Source organism: Streptomyces pratensis (assembly GCF_037137275.1).
Lineage (GTDB): Bacteria > Actinomycetota > Actinomycetes > Streptomycetales > Streptomycetaceae > Streptomyces > Streptomyces pratensis_B.
In genome coordinates this window covers 104,927-118,661 of record NZ_JBBBEN010000087.1, presented here as the reverse complement: position 1 = coordinate 118,661, position 13,735 = coordinate 104,927, and the positions used below count along the sequence as shown (strand labels likewise).

9 protein-coding genes and 2 pseudogenes are annotated in these 13,735 nt (G+C 69.6%); 6 read left to right on the top strand and 5 right to left on the bottom strand.

Features of this window, described 5'->3' with window-relative positions:
* Nucleotides 1-99: 99 nt before the first annotated feature.
* Nucleotides 100-825, bottom strand: a complete 726-nt coding sequence (locus V9U70_RS13590; RefSeq protein ID WP_336673417.1) for a GAF and ANTAR domain-containing protein — start codon at nucleotides 823-825, stop codon at nucleotides 100-102.
* A gap of 222 nt (nucleotides 826-1,047) precedes the next feature.
* A complete protein-coding gene (locus V9U70_RS13585; protein ID WP_336675102.1) occupies nucleotides 1,048-1,359 on the bottom strand; it encodes a hypothetical protein in 312 nt (103 codons plus the stop codon).
* Between the two features lie 845 nt (nucleotides 1,360-2,204).
* Here V9U70_RS13585 and V9U70_RS13580 point away from each other — a divergent pair.
* Together V9U70_RS13580 and V9U70_RS13575 are read left to right on the top strand one after the other, a co-directional pair.
* Nucleotides 2,205-2,522, top strand: a complete 318-nt coding sequence (locus tag V9U70_RS13580; protein WP_336675101.1) for a YrhK family protein — start codon at nucleotides 2,205-2,207, stop codon at nucleotides 2,520-2,522.
* A gap of 419 nt (nucleotides 2,523-2,941) precedes the next feature.
* Nucleotides 2,942-3,853, top strand: a complete 912-nt coding sequence (locus tag V9U70_RS13575; protein WP_336675100.1) for an SDR family oxidoreductase — start codon at nucleotides 2,942-2,944, stop codon at nucleotides 3,851-3,853.
* Between the two features lie 419 nt (nucleotides 3,854-4,272).
* Here the strand turns inward: V9U70_RS13575 and V9U70_RS13570 are convergent.
* Nucleotides 4,273-5,429: pseudogene (locus V9U70_RS13570) on the bottom strand (IS3 family transposase).
* 359 nt (nucleotides 5,430-5,788) lie between these two features.
* Nucleotides 5,789-8,779 (bottom strand): CHAT domain-containing protein, encoded by a 2,991-nt coding sequence (locus tag V9U70_RS13565; RefSeq protein ID WP_336675099.1) that lies wholly within the window; start codon nucleotides 8,777-8,779, stop codon nucleotides 5,789-5,791.
* Between the two features lie 147 nt (nucleotides 8,780-8,926).
* On the opposite strand from V9U70_RS13565, the gene V9U70_RS13560 reads away from it, so the two are divergent.
* Both V9U70_RS13560 and V9U70_RS13555 read left to right on the top strand, forming a co-directional pair.
* Nucleotides 8,927-9,277 (top strand): hypothetical protein, encoded by a 351-nt coding sequence (locus V9U70_RS13560; RefSeq protein ID WP_336675098.1) that lies wholly within the window; start codon nucleotides 8,927-8,929, stop codon nucleotides 9,275-9,277.
* A complete protein-coding gene (locus tag V9U70_RS13555; protein ID WP_336675097.1) occupies nucleotides 9,274-9,756 on the top strand; it encodes a hypothetical protein in 483 nt (160 codons plus the stop codon). The genes V9U70_RS13560 and V9U70_RS13555 overlap by 4 nt, the downstream gene beginning before the upstream one ends.
* On the opposite strand, the pseudogene V9U70_RS30595 reads toward V9U70_RS13555, so the two are convergent.
* Nucleotides 9,751-9,993, bottom strand: a pseudogene (locus tag V9U70_RS30595) (hypothetical protein); the annotation flags it as partial. The gene V9U70_RS13555 and the pseudogene V9U70_RS30595 overlap by 6 nt on opposite strands.
* A gap of 490 nt (nucleotides 9,994-10,483) precedes the next feature.
* Between V9U70_RS30595 and V9U70_RS13550 the strand changes: the two are divergent.
* Both V9U70_RS13550 and V9U70_RS13545 read left to right on the top strand, forming a co-directional pair.
* The gene (locus V9U70_RS13550) at nucleotides 10,484-11,188 is read left to right on the top strand and encodes a phosphodiesterase (protein WP_336675095.1); all 705 of its coding nucleotides are present in this window, start codon (nucleotides 10,484-10,486) and stop codon (nucleotides 11,186-11,188) included.
* Nucleotides 11,189-12,301: 1,113 nt separating this feature from the next.
* Nucleotides 12,302-12,847, top strand: a complete 546-nt coding sequence (locus V9U70_RS13545) for a DUF1360 domain-containing protein (protein WP_336675093.1) — start codon at nucleotides 12,302-12,304, stop codon at nucleotides 12,845-12,847.
* The last annotated feature ends 888 nt before the right edge of the window (nucleotides 12,848-13,735 follow it).

Below are 13,735 nucleotides of genomic sequence, written 5' to 3'. Positions count from 1 at the left end.
CACCAGTGTGTGGACTGCCGGACGTTGGGAACTCCGGGTGCAGGCCGGGCCGGCGGCGTTCCCCTGGGGGCTGGTTCGGCTGAGGTTCCTCCGGTTCTGTCACGTGCCGGGGGAGCCGCTCCCCCCGTGCTCCGGCCGGGGCAGGGCACCGAGTTCGGCGACGTGGCGGGCGACCTCGCGCAGCTTGATGTTGTGGTTCTGCGAAAAGCGACGCAGGACGTTGAAGGCTTCGTTCTCGGCGAGGCCGTGGCCGGCCATGAGAATGCCCATGGCTTCACCGATGACGTGCCGGGAGGCGATCGCCTGCTCCAGTTGCTCGTGGACCCGTGCGCTGGAGAGGGCGACGGCAGCGTGGGAGGCCAGGACCCAGGCGGAGGCCTCACCGACCTCGTTGAACCGTCCAGGATGCCTGGCATACAGGTTCAGCGCGCCGAGGTTGTCGTCCTCGGTGAACAGCAGGACGCCCACCATGCTGCCCACTCCGAGTCCGCGGGCGGAAGACGCGAAGGCGGGCCAGCGCTGATGCGGGGCGGTCATGTCAACGACGCGGTAGACCCGCTCCCCATCCCGGTGGCGGGCCGCGTCGAAACAGGGGCCCTCCTGGAGACGCTCCTGCAGCCGGTCGCTGTCGGTGACCCACTGCTCGGTGGCTGCGAGGGTCCGCACTCGGTCTTCGCGCATGACGAGGACGCCGGCGGCGTCGCAGCCCTCGACCAGCTCGGTCGCGGACGTGGTGATCAGCTCGAACATGTCGGATACGCAGTCTTGCGCCGACAGGTCGCGTGCCATCGTCGCCATCTGTTGCGCGAAATCCTGCCAGTCCATGCCCGTGCGGCTCCCTACCTGGCACCAGCCCTACGGCGGCGGCACAGCGTCCAAGGTGTCCTCACGACCCTACGGGAGACGCGTTCGTTCGCCGGGCGGAACGCCGCCTCCGCGCCGTGAGGGCGGAAGTCGATGCATATAAAGCGCCAGACCCTGCACTGGCGGCCTGCACCTTAGCGCGCAAGGCCGCTCGGCCGACGCTTCGAAGATGTCGGCCTCCAATTACTTCAGAGTGACGCCGGCGCGATGTCCTTCGAAGAGGCTCAGGTCCCGCTTGGACTTCAGGTACTCGCGCAGGTACGTGTCCTTCTGCTTGGCCTCTGCCCGCGTGTTGATCGCCCTGCCGGACTCTTCGGCAGCCTGTTTCACCTTCTTCTCCGCCTGGTCCAGCACAGTGGCGGCCGCAGCGACGAACGCCTGCCCGCGTGTCTGCCCGTACGCCTCGTGCGCCCGGCCGGGGAAGATGGCTGTCGCCGCGTGGACCCGTCGCAGGGGGGCCTCCAATGCCTCGTAGGTGAGCTTGTGCTCGCGCACCGCCGCTTGCTCCGGCACTCGGTGGGGGCCGGCGGTTCGCGCAGCGGAGCCGGGACCACGTAGTCGCCCTGGTCATGTCCGAGGGACTTCGCGTACGCGGTGACGGCGCGCTGTAGGCGTTCAGTCATGGTGCGGGCGGTGTCGAGGCGGACCTGCGTCCCCCCGTCCTCGATAAAGGCCAGCGGCAGCCACAAGTGGTTCTCGGCGCGGCCGCGCGGGTGGCACCGGGGTAGGTCGCGAACGCGTTGCCTCCGTGCCTGTGGAGCCGGCTGACCTCGCTGGTGAGACGCGATCCCGGCGCTTCCCCGGCGCTCACCCTCAGCCCACCGCTCCCGCTCTCCACCGCCCTCCCCGGACGCGATGGAACCGAGAAAGCGAAGGGGCTGCGCGCCGTGCGCCTGTGGCCCCGGACCACGGGCCTGCGCCGCCACGCCTACGGCACCACGAAACCCATGTATCTGGACCGTTGGCGGCCCCGGCCGGCCTGGACTCGGATCACGGGCTGGCAGCCCATGCAACTACCGAGTCTCCGCGTCAACACGGAAGAGCCCACCGCCTCCACTCTCGAACCTGGCCGCCGCTCCACCGGCCGACCTGTTCGGCCGCCCCGCCCGGAGCGAGGCGCGGGCAGCCACCCGGACCCCATCCACCTCAGTGCTGTGACTGGGCCACGTGTCCGTCGCGGGCAGCGCCCTCCCGGACGCGTAGAAGGTGATGATGGCACGCGGGCGGCCCGGCCGGGGCGTTGCCGAAGGCCGGTGAGGAGGCGAGTCGATGGGGCCGCCGGACCGATCCCGCAGCGCGGCTCCGCCGCGTTCGGCTTGCAACGTCCGTACCGTGGGGGGATGAAGAACACCGAGGAGAGCACGTCGTTGGTCATCCGCATGGGCGGGCAAGAGCTAGTCATCGGGCGACGTTACGAAGCCGCCAGTATTGCCAACGACGCCCTCATCGCAGTGTGGTTCGTCGTCGGCAGCATCATGTTCTTCTCCGAACAGTGGACTACGGCCGGTACATGGTGCTTCCTCATAGGCAGCATTGAGCTCCTCCTCCGGCCCGCCATCCGCCTCACCCGCCATCTGCACCTCCACCGTGTTCGCTCCCGCCCCGCCCCGCCCCACGCTCCTTACGCCACGCCCTACAGCAGCTCACAGGACTACTGAACTCCTTACTGCCTTTGCGGCATGGGGAGGGAGGGCCGACCGCGCCATGCCGGTGGGCTGGCCGAAGTTCCGGCAGACCGTGTCAGCACAAAGAGTGCCTGCTGCCAACACCGGCTCACGAGGGAGCTGGCCAATGAAGCGCACCGGTTTCGCGGCTCGCGGTCGTGGCGTCGGCGCTGGACGCAGCGCGCTACTCCTGAACAAGAGGCGGGACCCCGCGGTCAGGCCGCTGTCGGACGCGGCGGCCGGCCGTCCGCCCACGCTCTCAGGTTTCGGGCCTGGCCACCGATAACGCAGGGGCGCGGTGTGCAGCGCATTCTCTGCCGTCCGCGTGCATCCGTTTACTCAGGCGTTTCAGCGGTTACGCGATCACGTGTGACGAGGAGTAACGACTCCGCAAGACGGCAGGAGGATTTCCCATGCATGACAGCGGCAATATGCGCGATCCGGGCCCGCAAATCACTTCGGAAGCGGTGCCGCCCTACCCGCATCAGCGCCAGCAGCCGCCCGGCCTCGAACGGGACATGGACCCCAAGCCGCATTTCCAGGCCTCACGCTACCGTGCGGCTGACAAGCTCCGCGGCAAGGTCGCGCTGATCACCGGTGGGGACTCGGGCATCGGCAGGGCTGTGGCGGTCCTGTACGCGCGCGAGGGTGCCGATGTCGCTGTCGTACACCTGCCCGAGGAACAACCGGACGCGGAAGAGACCCGCCGGGCGGTAGCGGAAGAGGGTCGCACTTGTCTGCTGCTTTCCGGCGACTTGGCCGAGGCGTCCTTCTGTCGGGAGGTCGTCGAGCAGACCGTGCGCGAGCTTGGCGGTTTGAACATTCTTGTGAACAACGCTGCCCATCTGAACAGCCAGTTGGACTTGTCGGAACTGTCATACGAAGACTGGGACCGGTCCTTCAAAGTCAACGTTTACGCGTACTACCACCTGGTGCAGGCCGCGCGTCCCCATCTCAAGGCGGGTGACGCGATCATTGCCACCGCATCGGAGGAAGCACTCAAGGGTAGCGACACCATGATCGACTATGCGGCCTCCAAGGCCGCTCTGGTCAATTTCACAAAATCGATCGCCTCACACCTGGCCAAAGACGGCATCCGGGCCAACATCGTCGCCCCTGGGCCGACCTGGACTGTGCTCAACGTAGCCGACCCGCATATGCCCCAAGAAGGCCTCGCCCAACTCGGCAGCGAAGGGCCGCTGGGCAGGGTCGCTCAGCCCGAGGAGATTGCTCCGGTCTACGTTCACCTGGCCTCTGACGCGGACTCCAGCTATACCGTGGGCGAAATCATCGCCGTCGCCGGCGGACTGACTAGCACCCGCTGAGCACAGCCCTGCCGAGGTTTTGTCGTCTCTACCGCGAACAGCGGAGCACGCGTGCGCCGCTGTTCGCGCTCAGCCTGCGGAGATCGGGCCCCAGCCGGATCGTAATCCTACGGAAGACGAGGCGGCGAAGCCTGTCGTCTGGGCGGCCCGCTGTGCATCGCTTCCCGTGCGGCGACGCCGAGCATCAGCGCCTCCACTGCGTGAAGTGACGTGCTCGGCGGTGCCCTCGGCGTTGTCGGCCCGCGCCCCCACGCCTCTTCCCCGCTCATGGCGTCGGACGGCCGCGGACCGGGACGCCCCGCATCTCGAACCGAACGGTGCCTGCGGAGAGCCCCACCGCTCGCCGCTGAACTGAGAATGCGGTCACACCACCCGTCTCCAGGACCCGAGGTTGAACCGTTCCGGGTTCGGTAGAGATCTCAGACATTGGGTGTGACCTGGGGTTTCGTGGTTGCGAGGTAGTGGTTGTTCTCGTATTCGACCGGTGGGACGTGGCCTGTCCCACCGTGGAGTCGCCGGTGGTTGTACCAGTCGATGTACTCGGCGGTGGCGAGCTCGACGTCGGACAGCGTCTTCCATGGCCGCATGGGCTTGATCAGTTCGGTCTTGAACAGGCCGATCGTGCTCTCCATCAGGGAGTTGTCGTAGGCGTCGCCGACCGGGCCGATGGAGGCGGCGATGCCGGCGGTTCCCAGGTGGTCGGCGAGCGGAAACTCCTGTATTGCGACCCGGTATCCGAGTGGTGTACCAACTCGCACGGCTGCACCGGGTGTTGGCCGCGGTCACGTTGCCACAGCGCCATCTCCAGGACGTCCAGCACGAAGACCGTTTCCTTCACGGTGGCGGCCGGCCAGCCGACGGTCCGACGGGAGACGGTGTCCACGACGAAGGCGACGTAGACGACACTAGCCCAGGTCTTCACATAGGCGAAGTCCGCAACCCAGCACCGGTTCAGGGTGCCGGCGACGAAGTCGCGGTCGACGAGGTCCGGGGCCCGGTCGGTCTGACCGCCGGGCAGCGTGGTGATCACGTGTCGGCCGCGGACGGCGGGCCACCGTGTGGCTCTGCCGGTTCAGCTCCCGCCAGACCTTCCTCGCGCCGTAAACCCGGTAGTTGGTCTCGAAGACCTCGCTGATGTGCTCCTTCAGCTCGGCGTCCCGCACGGTTCTGACGGACGGCGCGACCCGTCGATTGCGGTGGGCGTAGTAGGTGGCAGGGGCGATCTCGCAGTCGTGTGCGCTCAGCACGCGGCAGATCGGCTCGACACCGCCGAAGCGGTTCCGGTGCTCGTCGATGAAGGCTACGAGCGTGTGTGTGGCCGGTCGAGCTCGGCCGCGAAGAAAGACGCCGCGGCCTTGAGGATCTCGTTTGCCCGCCTGAGCTCGGCGTTTTCCTTCTTCAGCCGCTTCAGCTCGGCCGACTCCTCACTCGTGGTGCCCGGCCGCGTGCCGACGTCGATCTGGTCCTGCCGGACCCACTTGCGCAGCGTCTCGGTCGTGCCGATTCCGAGCTTGGACCCGACCGCTCTCATCGGGGCCCACTCGGTGTCGTAGTCGGGCCGCACCTCGGCGACCATCCGCACCGCACGACGGCGCAGCTCAAGCGGTTAAGGGGAAAGACGAGCCATGACTCGATCCTCTCAAATGATCGAGTCCCTACCGAACCCGGGGCGGTTCGCCCTCGTGACCGCCGTCCACGCACTTCTCACCGAACAGCGTCAGGCTCCCAAAGCACCGAAACCGGGCTTACTCCCCCACAGCCCAGGACCTCCTGGGGCGCTGGACCGGCGTCTGCACCACCTGCAAACAGCCCCTGCCAAGCAGACCGCGGCACGACACGAAGATCGAGGCAGACCCAGGCGTGCGGGTCGGTCGGCCGCTCACAGCCGCAGGCCGCTGGCCCACGGCCAACGATCTGACCGCCCCGCAGTCTCGGTTACGGGCCGTCGTGGACGAAGGGGACCCAGAGGGTCGGGTCGGTGGGGTGCTGGGCGCGGAGTTCGGCGACGGCGCGGTGGAGGGCCCGGGCGGTGTCGGCGGAGGTCGGGCCGTCCGGGCCGGCGAGGTGGCGGTAGAAGGTGGCGGCCACTTGAGGAGCGACCTGGTCGTTGATGGACCACAGAGCCGCCACGACGTGCCGGAACCCCGCGACGCGCAGGGCGGCGGCGGTGTGCATGGCCTCGTCCGGGAGATGGCTGGTGCCCAGTCGGGTGTAGCAGGCGGACAGGAACGCCAGGTCAGCCGTGTCGAGTCGCAGGTCAGCGATGTCGAGGAGGTTGAGGTCGCCGTCCCGCAGGCTGAGGCCCGAGCCGGCGGGCGCCGTCATGTCGATCCAGCCGTGGCAGGCGAAGTGCACCCAGGTGTGCGCGGGCAGGTGTTGCCGTACGGCCGCCGAAGTGGCCGCACTGTCGGCGAGAACCGTCAGCCTGTGGCGGCCGAGGATCTCGTCGAGCGCACGGAGTTCCGCCGCTACTGCGGGCAACACGGCGTGGCCGCGTTCGGTGTCGGTCAGCGCGACCGCCAGCAGCGTGGGGTCCGCGGGCGCTGGCCGCCGCCGCGCCTCGATCAGGGCGGAGAGTGTGGTGGTGTACGAAGACACAGCCGCGTACGGCAGCCCGACCGGTGCCGTGCGGTCAGCGGTGCTGCGTGGGTAGCGTCCGGCGGCGTGCAGTGGCAGAGCGGTGAGGGACGCCGTGGGACACCACCACAGCCGGGGAGGGGTCGTTGACTCGGTCGGCCAGGCGAGCCGGTCGAGAACCGGCCGGGCGATGTGTTCCCACAACCACCTCACAGTCGTGTGCACGGTGGACCGGGCGCATTCGTGGGTCAACCACCCGGCGTCCGGCATCGCCGCGGCCGCGAGGTGGCTCAGGTAGGCCCGGGCGATCTCGTCGATGCCCGGTACGTTCACGTCGGGCAGTTCTACTACGTCGATCGCTCCACCCGGTAGCAGGAGGATCGCGTCGCAGCGGATGGCGCTGATGTTGACGATGACGACGGGCCCTTCCGCCGCGGCAGGTACGAGTTCGTCGAACGTGGCCGGTCCGAGGAACGTGGCGAACCCTGGCAGCTCCCGTACCTCGCACACCAACCGCTGCCAGCGTCGGGCCAGCCGCAGACGTGCTTCCTGGTCGAGTCCTCCGTCCTTGTTGAGCGTCGCGCGGACCTGCTCCAGCTCAGCGGCGCGAGCGGGGTCGTGGGCCGCGAGAGCGGTGAGGTCCGCGCGTAGGTGCAGGGTCGAGCCCCAAAGCACCGACCGGCCCTGTTCGAGCAGTTCCACGGCCAGTTCGGGCTGCCCGGCGCTGATCGCCAAGGCCGCCGCCTCGCGCGGCATCGCCGCGCCGTCCTGGATGCTCTGCACCTGGTCGTCCCGGTCCAGGCCCGCCCAGCCGAACTCCCGCAGCAGCGCGACCGCGGCGCAGGCGGCCGCCAGGGCGTCGGCGTGGTCGTCGGCCTCCCGTGCGGCCCCGGCCCAGCAGCGCGCGGCGAACAGCCGGTCCTGAACGGAGGAGCCCGTCGCTTCCGCCGCCGACCGGAAAGCCGCCACCGCCGCCTGGCGGTCCGGTTCCCCCCCGTCGCGGAGGAACCGGCCGATGAACGCCCCGGCCTGGTTGTTTTTCACCTTGGCGTAGGCGTAGTCCGTCTCGGCGCACGCCGCGGCGGCTGCATTGAAGGCTGCCAACACCTCACCCTCGTGGACGACTACCCCATGCTCGTCGGCGGACATCAGCAAGTTACCGAGGATCATGTTCGCGTCAACGACCGAACTCCCGCCGGTCGCCAGGTCAGCAGCCTGTCGCGCCACCTCGACAGCCTCACTCCACCGACCGGCGTCGCGGAGCGCCTGCGCCAACCGCACCGCGACGAACGGCCGCTCCACATGGGCCGGCGGCAGAGAGTCCAGCGCGCGACGGGCCGCGTCCACCGCGGCCTCGCCGTGAGCGGCGATGATCTCCTGCAGCAGCCTCTGCGGGTGGCCCGCCGGCGCGCCCTGCAATGTCTCCTTCAGGTAGTCCTCTACCGTCTCGGCGGCCTGCCTGTCCCGGGCCCGTCCCATCATGTCGGCCCGCGCGGACAACGCTCCCATGAGCGTTGTCGCTACCGAGGCGGCGTGCTTGGCGTCAACCGCTGTCATCGCCACCCGCAGCACCTCGACCGCAGAGTTCAGGTCGTCCAGTGAACCGCGCCGTGTGCCACGGGTGCACAGTGCTGCCGCCAGGTTGTTCCGTGACACCACGTCGGGGTGGGCGGAGGTCGTACGTCCGACCGCCGCCCAGCCCAGGTCGACGGCCTCGTCCAAAAGGGCGTCCTCGTCGGAGTCCCGGGCCAGGAACAGCAGCGCCGCGCAGAGGCTCGACTCCAGTGTCGCCCGGTCCTGCGGGGTGCCACCGGGCTGTGTCAGGGCCGGTCTGCCGAACTCCGCCACGGCGATGCGGAGCGGGCCGTTGGCTCCGACAGCCTGGCACCGCGCCCGCTCCAGGGCGATCAGGAGCTGAGTGGACCTCAACCGCGCGTAGTGACCGGTCGGCAGGACGTTCAGCACCTCGTACGCCGCGCCCAGCGCCTCGACGAGGTCCGCGGTCAGTCCCCGGTGGTCATACCGCTCTCTCAGCACGTCACGCAACGAGGCCAGCATGAGAGTACGGGCGGGGAGGCCTGAAGGCGCCGACCGCACGGCCTCCCGGTTGAGGGCGACCGCCCGGTCCAACAGGTCGACGTCACCTGTGGCCGTGAACACACGGTGCGAGCGTGCCGCGGCCGCCCACAGCACCACCGGCTCGGTCGTCGGCCGCCAGATGACAGGAGAATCGCTCGGCTCGCCCGCGAGGTGGGCCAACGTGTACATCAGGCCGGCGGCCTTCGGGTGCCCGGCGGCGTGCGCGCGGGAGAACCAGTAGAACGCCTGCGCGTACTGGTGCCGTCTCAATGCGCGCGCACCCTTCCGGTGGGACCGTCCTGCTCGCCCTCGTCGGAAACCGCCGTACTCGCCCTCGTTGACCGGCATGGCCCCCCTTGCCGCAGCGGAAAGTTGGATATGGCCTCACTGTAGGCCGCCACTCACTACAGTGATGTCATGTCCCAAGCAGACGCCCTCGACTACCTGCTCAGCGCCGACTACACGTGGACCGAACGTGCCTTTGAACTCCTGGGGAGGCGCGAACTCACCGTCACCCCGTACGAAGGAGGCGGCGCGCCTTGCTTCGTGGTCTCCGGTCGGTGCCCCCGCTGCGACCACCACCTGGTGGACCGTCAGGTGACCACTGCGCTCACCGGCCTGTCAGGGCCCAGCCGCGGCGGGGACGGCGAACGGCCGGCCTTCGTGGTGCTGGATGTCACCTGCAGTTGCGGCAGCGAGCACGGGAACGCCCCGGCCGGGGCGATCGGTTGCGGGGCCAGCTTCCGGATCGCAATGGACGCCGAATGAACCTGGTGCCCCGCCTGCCGGAACGGCCGCCCACCCAGACCGATCTGGCGGATCGCGACCGGTTCCAGGCGTTGGTGCGCGAGTCGCTGCCGAGCGTGCGGGCCAGCGCGGAGGCATGGCGCAACGGTCTGGCGGCCTTTGTGACCCTGATCGGCACCGCGGTCGTGATCAAGGGACGGACCACCACAGTCGACCTTCCGCCGCTGTGGCGGCTGGCCGTCACGGTACTGATCGGCGGCGGTCTCGCCCTCGCCGTAACGGGCCTGTGGCACGCCTTGGCCGCACAGTCCGGGACGAAGCCGTTGGCGGTCACGCTGGCCGACATCCAGCGTGAGTACGGCTCCGTGGATGCCTTCGAGCTCGCCACCGCGATCCGGGCGGCGCGCCGGCTGACGCTCGCTCGCCGGGCCGTCGCGCTGGCGCTGGCCTGCCTGTTCATCGGGACAGCTCTCACCTGGTGGGCGCCCGGGGCCTCATAGCGCTTGGTCATGGGGCAGGTTCTGGCATGGTGCAGTGACAGGTGGGGGGCACCGGTCCAGGCCCCGAGGCTCTCTTGGAGTCCGCGGACGACTCGGTAGAGGCTCAGGCCGACGCCGACTCTCTTGGGGATCGGCTCGCTGCAGGGCGCAGAAGGCATGGGCGGCCGAGACGAGGGTGACGTGGTGATGCCAGCCTGGCCAGGCTCGGCCTTCGAAGTGAGCCATGCCCAAGGCCTGTCAGGTGGTCCACTGCAGGGCTCCAGGGACGCCCGGCGCCATCGGTGACACCGGGCTGTGAACAGTCCAGGCACGGAGTCGACGTGGGCGGCTTTGCACGGTTCCCGGACGCGGCCTCGCGCCCGGCAGGCGTACGAGCAGGCGCATCAGCTCGCCGCCGAGGCCCACGGCTCCACCGAGCCGGTCACCGAGCCCGCGATCCAGCCCAAGCTCGGCTCCCCAGACGAGGACGGCGCCCGGGAGCGGGCCGACCGTGTAAGGCGCCTGGCGGAGAGCCAGCGACAGCGCGAGATGACGGCCGTGCTGTTCCGGAAGAGCAGGCCGTACGGTGCCCGGTCGGATAGGCGGGCGCCCTCGCCGAGCAGGGCGGGCAGGTCAGCTCACGCGCAGGGTCGGGCGGCGGACCGTGAGAAACGGCCAGGAATGGGCACTCGCTGCCATGGGGTGGGGACCACCCGCATCGCCGTCGGCACCAGGAACGGACAGCTCGATGAACCGTCTCGAACGTCTCGCCTTCCGGACGGCCCGCGTCGCAGCCCGTCGGCGCGGCAGTCGGCCGGCCCTGCACCCCGACGGGGTGCTCTTGGCGGGCCGCCTTTACATTCCGGCGCGAGCGGCCCACTGCGACGTGCCCTGGCTGGACACGCCTGGTTCATACGCGGTGACGGCGCGCTGGTCCCGCGCCGCCGGGCTCCCACGGCCCATGCCGGACGCGGCGGGACTGGCGCTGCGGGTGGCGGACGCCGACGGGCCGCGTCGCCCTCTGGACCTGCTTCTGACGACCAGCGGCCGCGGACGCTGGTCCCGCCACATGCCGCTTCTGCGTATGTCCCCCACTGCTGGCCCGTACTCCACGCTCCTGCCCTATGCCGTCGGTGAACGGCGTGGAGTGCTGGCCGTGTTCCCGGAGCCCGGCTTCCCGCGGGTTCCCAGCGACCCGGCGGCGATAGGGGCCGCCACCGCGACGCGGCCCCTCGCCTTCACACTCTGTTTCGGGACGGACGCGGCCTGGCAGCCCCTGGCCCAGCTCATTCTGCTGGGCGAGGGCCCCGCCGGGCCGGCCCAGGGCGGAGCGGCGTTCGACCCCTACCGCAACCTGCTGCCCGACCTCCGCCCCGTAGACCGCATGCGCACCCTGCGTGTCGCCGCGTACGCGGGTTCCCGCGCCGGAAGGCACGCGCCACCGCCCGGCTGAAGCCCGGCCGCCCTGCGGACTCAGCCGCCGAGCTTGCCGACCGCGTCGTCCAGCGACGCCGCCATCAGGGTCAGGTCTGCGGGGTGGGGTGCGCGGCGCCCGATCGGTCCTCGAGCTCCGTCCGCGTCAGCACCACCGCCACACGGCGCAGATCGTCGCCGTCGAGGGCGGACTCCGCCGGCCACCCGGGCGCAGCCCTCCAACAGGATGAGGGCGGCGTCGTCGTCCGCCGCGCCCCGCAGTTCGCGGACCAGGGCTCGTCGATCATCACGTGTGTCCTTCCCCGTTCCCAGTTTCCGCTTTCACCGCGGCCCGGGCCGCCCTTCGGGACGGACCGTCGAAAAGTGACGCGGCTCAGCAGCCCGTGCCCATAACCCTGCGGGCGGCCCTCTCCGGGGTGATCCGTCAGTGCGGCGACGGGGCCGAGGGCCGCCCCACCGCTTATCAGCCCGCCCCGAGTGAAGATCGCACGTTGGCCCATGCGGCAGCGGGATCGTCGGGCGAGGGTCTACCGCTCTCCAAAACGGGCACTCCTTCCTTACTCGCGTGCGGCGATGCCTCAGCGCCCACCCACGATAAGGAAAGAGCCGGCTCATGCAGGTGAGTACACCCCCCAGGCCGAAGGGGGCCGGGGACCCGACGGTGACGACTCGACTTCGTAGACGTCAGCAGGCGGTGGTCGGAAAGTACTTTTCATTTCACGTGCACGAGTTCTCACTTCCCTGTGTCCTGGAAACCCCCTGCAATTCGTCGGCTTGGACGGGGCAACCGTCGGCCGTTCGGCCTAACAGCAGAAAGCTGGCGTAGTAACGCCGACCCAATACCGGAGTTGATCACGCCGTGATGACACACGACAGGGGAGCTGCCTCGCCGTTGGACCCGACCGGCGGCAGAACAACGGACGGGCGTGCTGGCGTCCGCCGGGCCAGGGGCCGCGGTTGTGGAGGGTTCTTTCTGCTCAGGGACGACTGGAACGCGCACAGCTGGTCGGCAGCCAGACTGAGGCAGTCTTTGCGCCCCGGAGGGGGAGGACGGCACCCCTCGACGGCGAGGCTGCCCCTTGTTCGAAGCGAGGGCCGATCTCGCAACCCGCGCATACCGGAGGTTTCCGTCATGGATCAGAACGAAGGCAAGAAGGGCGCTCTCCTGTCGAGGGCGGGGGAAGCCTTTCGGCGAGTGAACAGGGCCTACGCACCGCCGAAGGAGCATCCGCTGGCCGGACATCTGGGCGCCCTGGCCGCTTTCGGTGCGTACACCGCTGCCTGGGGCGCTGTCGTAGGCGTGCGAAGGGTTGCGCTACCGGACCGCCACCAACCGCTGGATCTTCTGATGACGGCAGCCGCAGTGTTCCGACTCGGTCGACTACTCAGCAAGGGCTCCGTCACGAGCCCGCTCCGGGCGCCGTTCACGCGGTACGAGGGGTCGGCAGGACCCGCCGAAGTGAAGGAAAGCCCTCGCGGGGGCCTCATCAGGTCAACCGTAGGCGAGCTCGCCACCTGTCCGTTCTGCCTCAGCGTCTGGCTGACAACTACCTTCACCGGCGCTCACCTGCTGTGGCCCCGTGCCACACGCGCCGTCACAGGAGGCGTCACCGCCCTGGCAGTGGCTGACACCATCCAGTTGGGGTACGACTGCCTACTGCAGAAGAACAGCGGCTGAGTCGGACTTTCATCTCCACATTGACGGCACACCTGTACCGACCGGGCAGGGGCTGGGCATAGGCGACGCGACTTCATAGCCCGGGCCCCGGAGGCTACGTGATCCCCAGGGCCGTAGGAACGTGCGGCTCGGGTTCGCGTGCCCCTGGTGGCGGCGGTTCCACGTGCTGCCGGACGAAGACGGTGGCGGTCCGTAAGGCCCACTGGGTAGTCGAGGCCGACCGGAGCGCGCGAGCCGGGTGATGGCGGCTGCGATAGGACGAAGACCGGAGGTCAGCAGGCGTGCCCTGCCCCGTGCCCCGGTGCGCCGGGGATGAGGCTGGGGCCGAAGACCAGGACGTCCGGGCCCCGGTGTGGGGGTGGCGCAGCGTGCTTTCCGCCGACGGGCCGCCCCGTCTCGTGGACGACGCCGAACCACAGGCCCCCGACCGGCCGCGGTGACGGGGTGCCTGCGCGATCAGGGTGAGAGCTTGTCGGCGCGTCTGAAGAATCCTTCCCGCGCTGTGCGGCCGCGAGGCGGGCTGTTTCGCGTCCGGTCACGTTGGCGCTGGCCTGTTCCCAGGAACGCTGGTGGGCCAGACGGGGTGCGTGGGTACTTCAGGAATGTGGGGCAGGCTGGCGTGTGCTCTCCGTACGGCCTGCCGTCCGACGCGGGGCCAAGGCGCGCCCTGGCTGCGATGGACCGCGTCGAGCGTGCCGAGCCGGGTGGACCCGCTGGTCGACGCAGCGCGAAGTGCGGTGAGGGCGCTGCTCCCGGGCCGGGATCGGGATGTTCTGCACGGCCGGTGACTGGGGCCTCCCGTGCATCCCTTGATGGTGCAGCTGCCCTGGGCAGCCGGATCTCCGCCGCGGTCCTGGACTTCGTTTTGGGCCGGCAGCGGGCAGCCCG

Excerpts from the sequence above, each read along its gene's own strand:
- V9U70_RS13590 (WP_336673417.1), bottom strand. The coding sequence starts at position 825 with ATGGACTGGCAGGATTTCGCGCAACAGATGGCGACGATGGCACGCGAC.
- V9U70_RS13580 (WP_336675101.1), top strand. The coding sequence starts at position 2,205 with ATGAAGAACACCGAGGAGAGCACGTCGTTGGTCATCCGCATGGGCGGG.
- V9U70_RS13575 (WP_336675100.1), top strand. The coding sequence starts at position 2,942 with ATGCATGACAGCGGCAATATGCGCGATCCGGGCCCGCAAATCACTTCG.
- V9U70_RS13560 (WP_336675098.1), top strand. The coding sequence starts at position 8,927 with ATGTCCCAAGCAGACGCCCTCGACTACCTGCTCAGCGCCGACTACACG.
- V9U70_RS13555 (WP_336675097.1), top strand. The coding sequence starts at position 9,274 with ATGAACCTGGTGCCCCGCCTGCCGGAACGGCCGCCCACCCAGACCGAT.
- V9U70_RS13550 (WP_336675095.1), top strand. The coding sequence starts at position 10,484 with ATGAACCGTCTCGAACGTCTCGCCTTCCGGACGGCCCGCGTCGCAGCC.
- V9U70_RS13545 (WP_336675093.1), top strand. The coding sequence starts at position 12,302 with ATGGATCAGAACGAAGGCAAGAAGGGCGCTCTCCTGTCGAGGGCGGGG.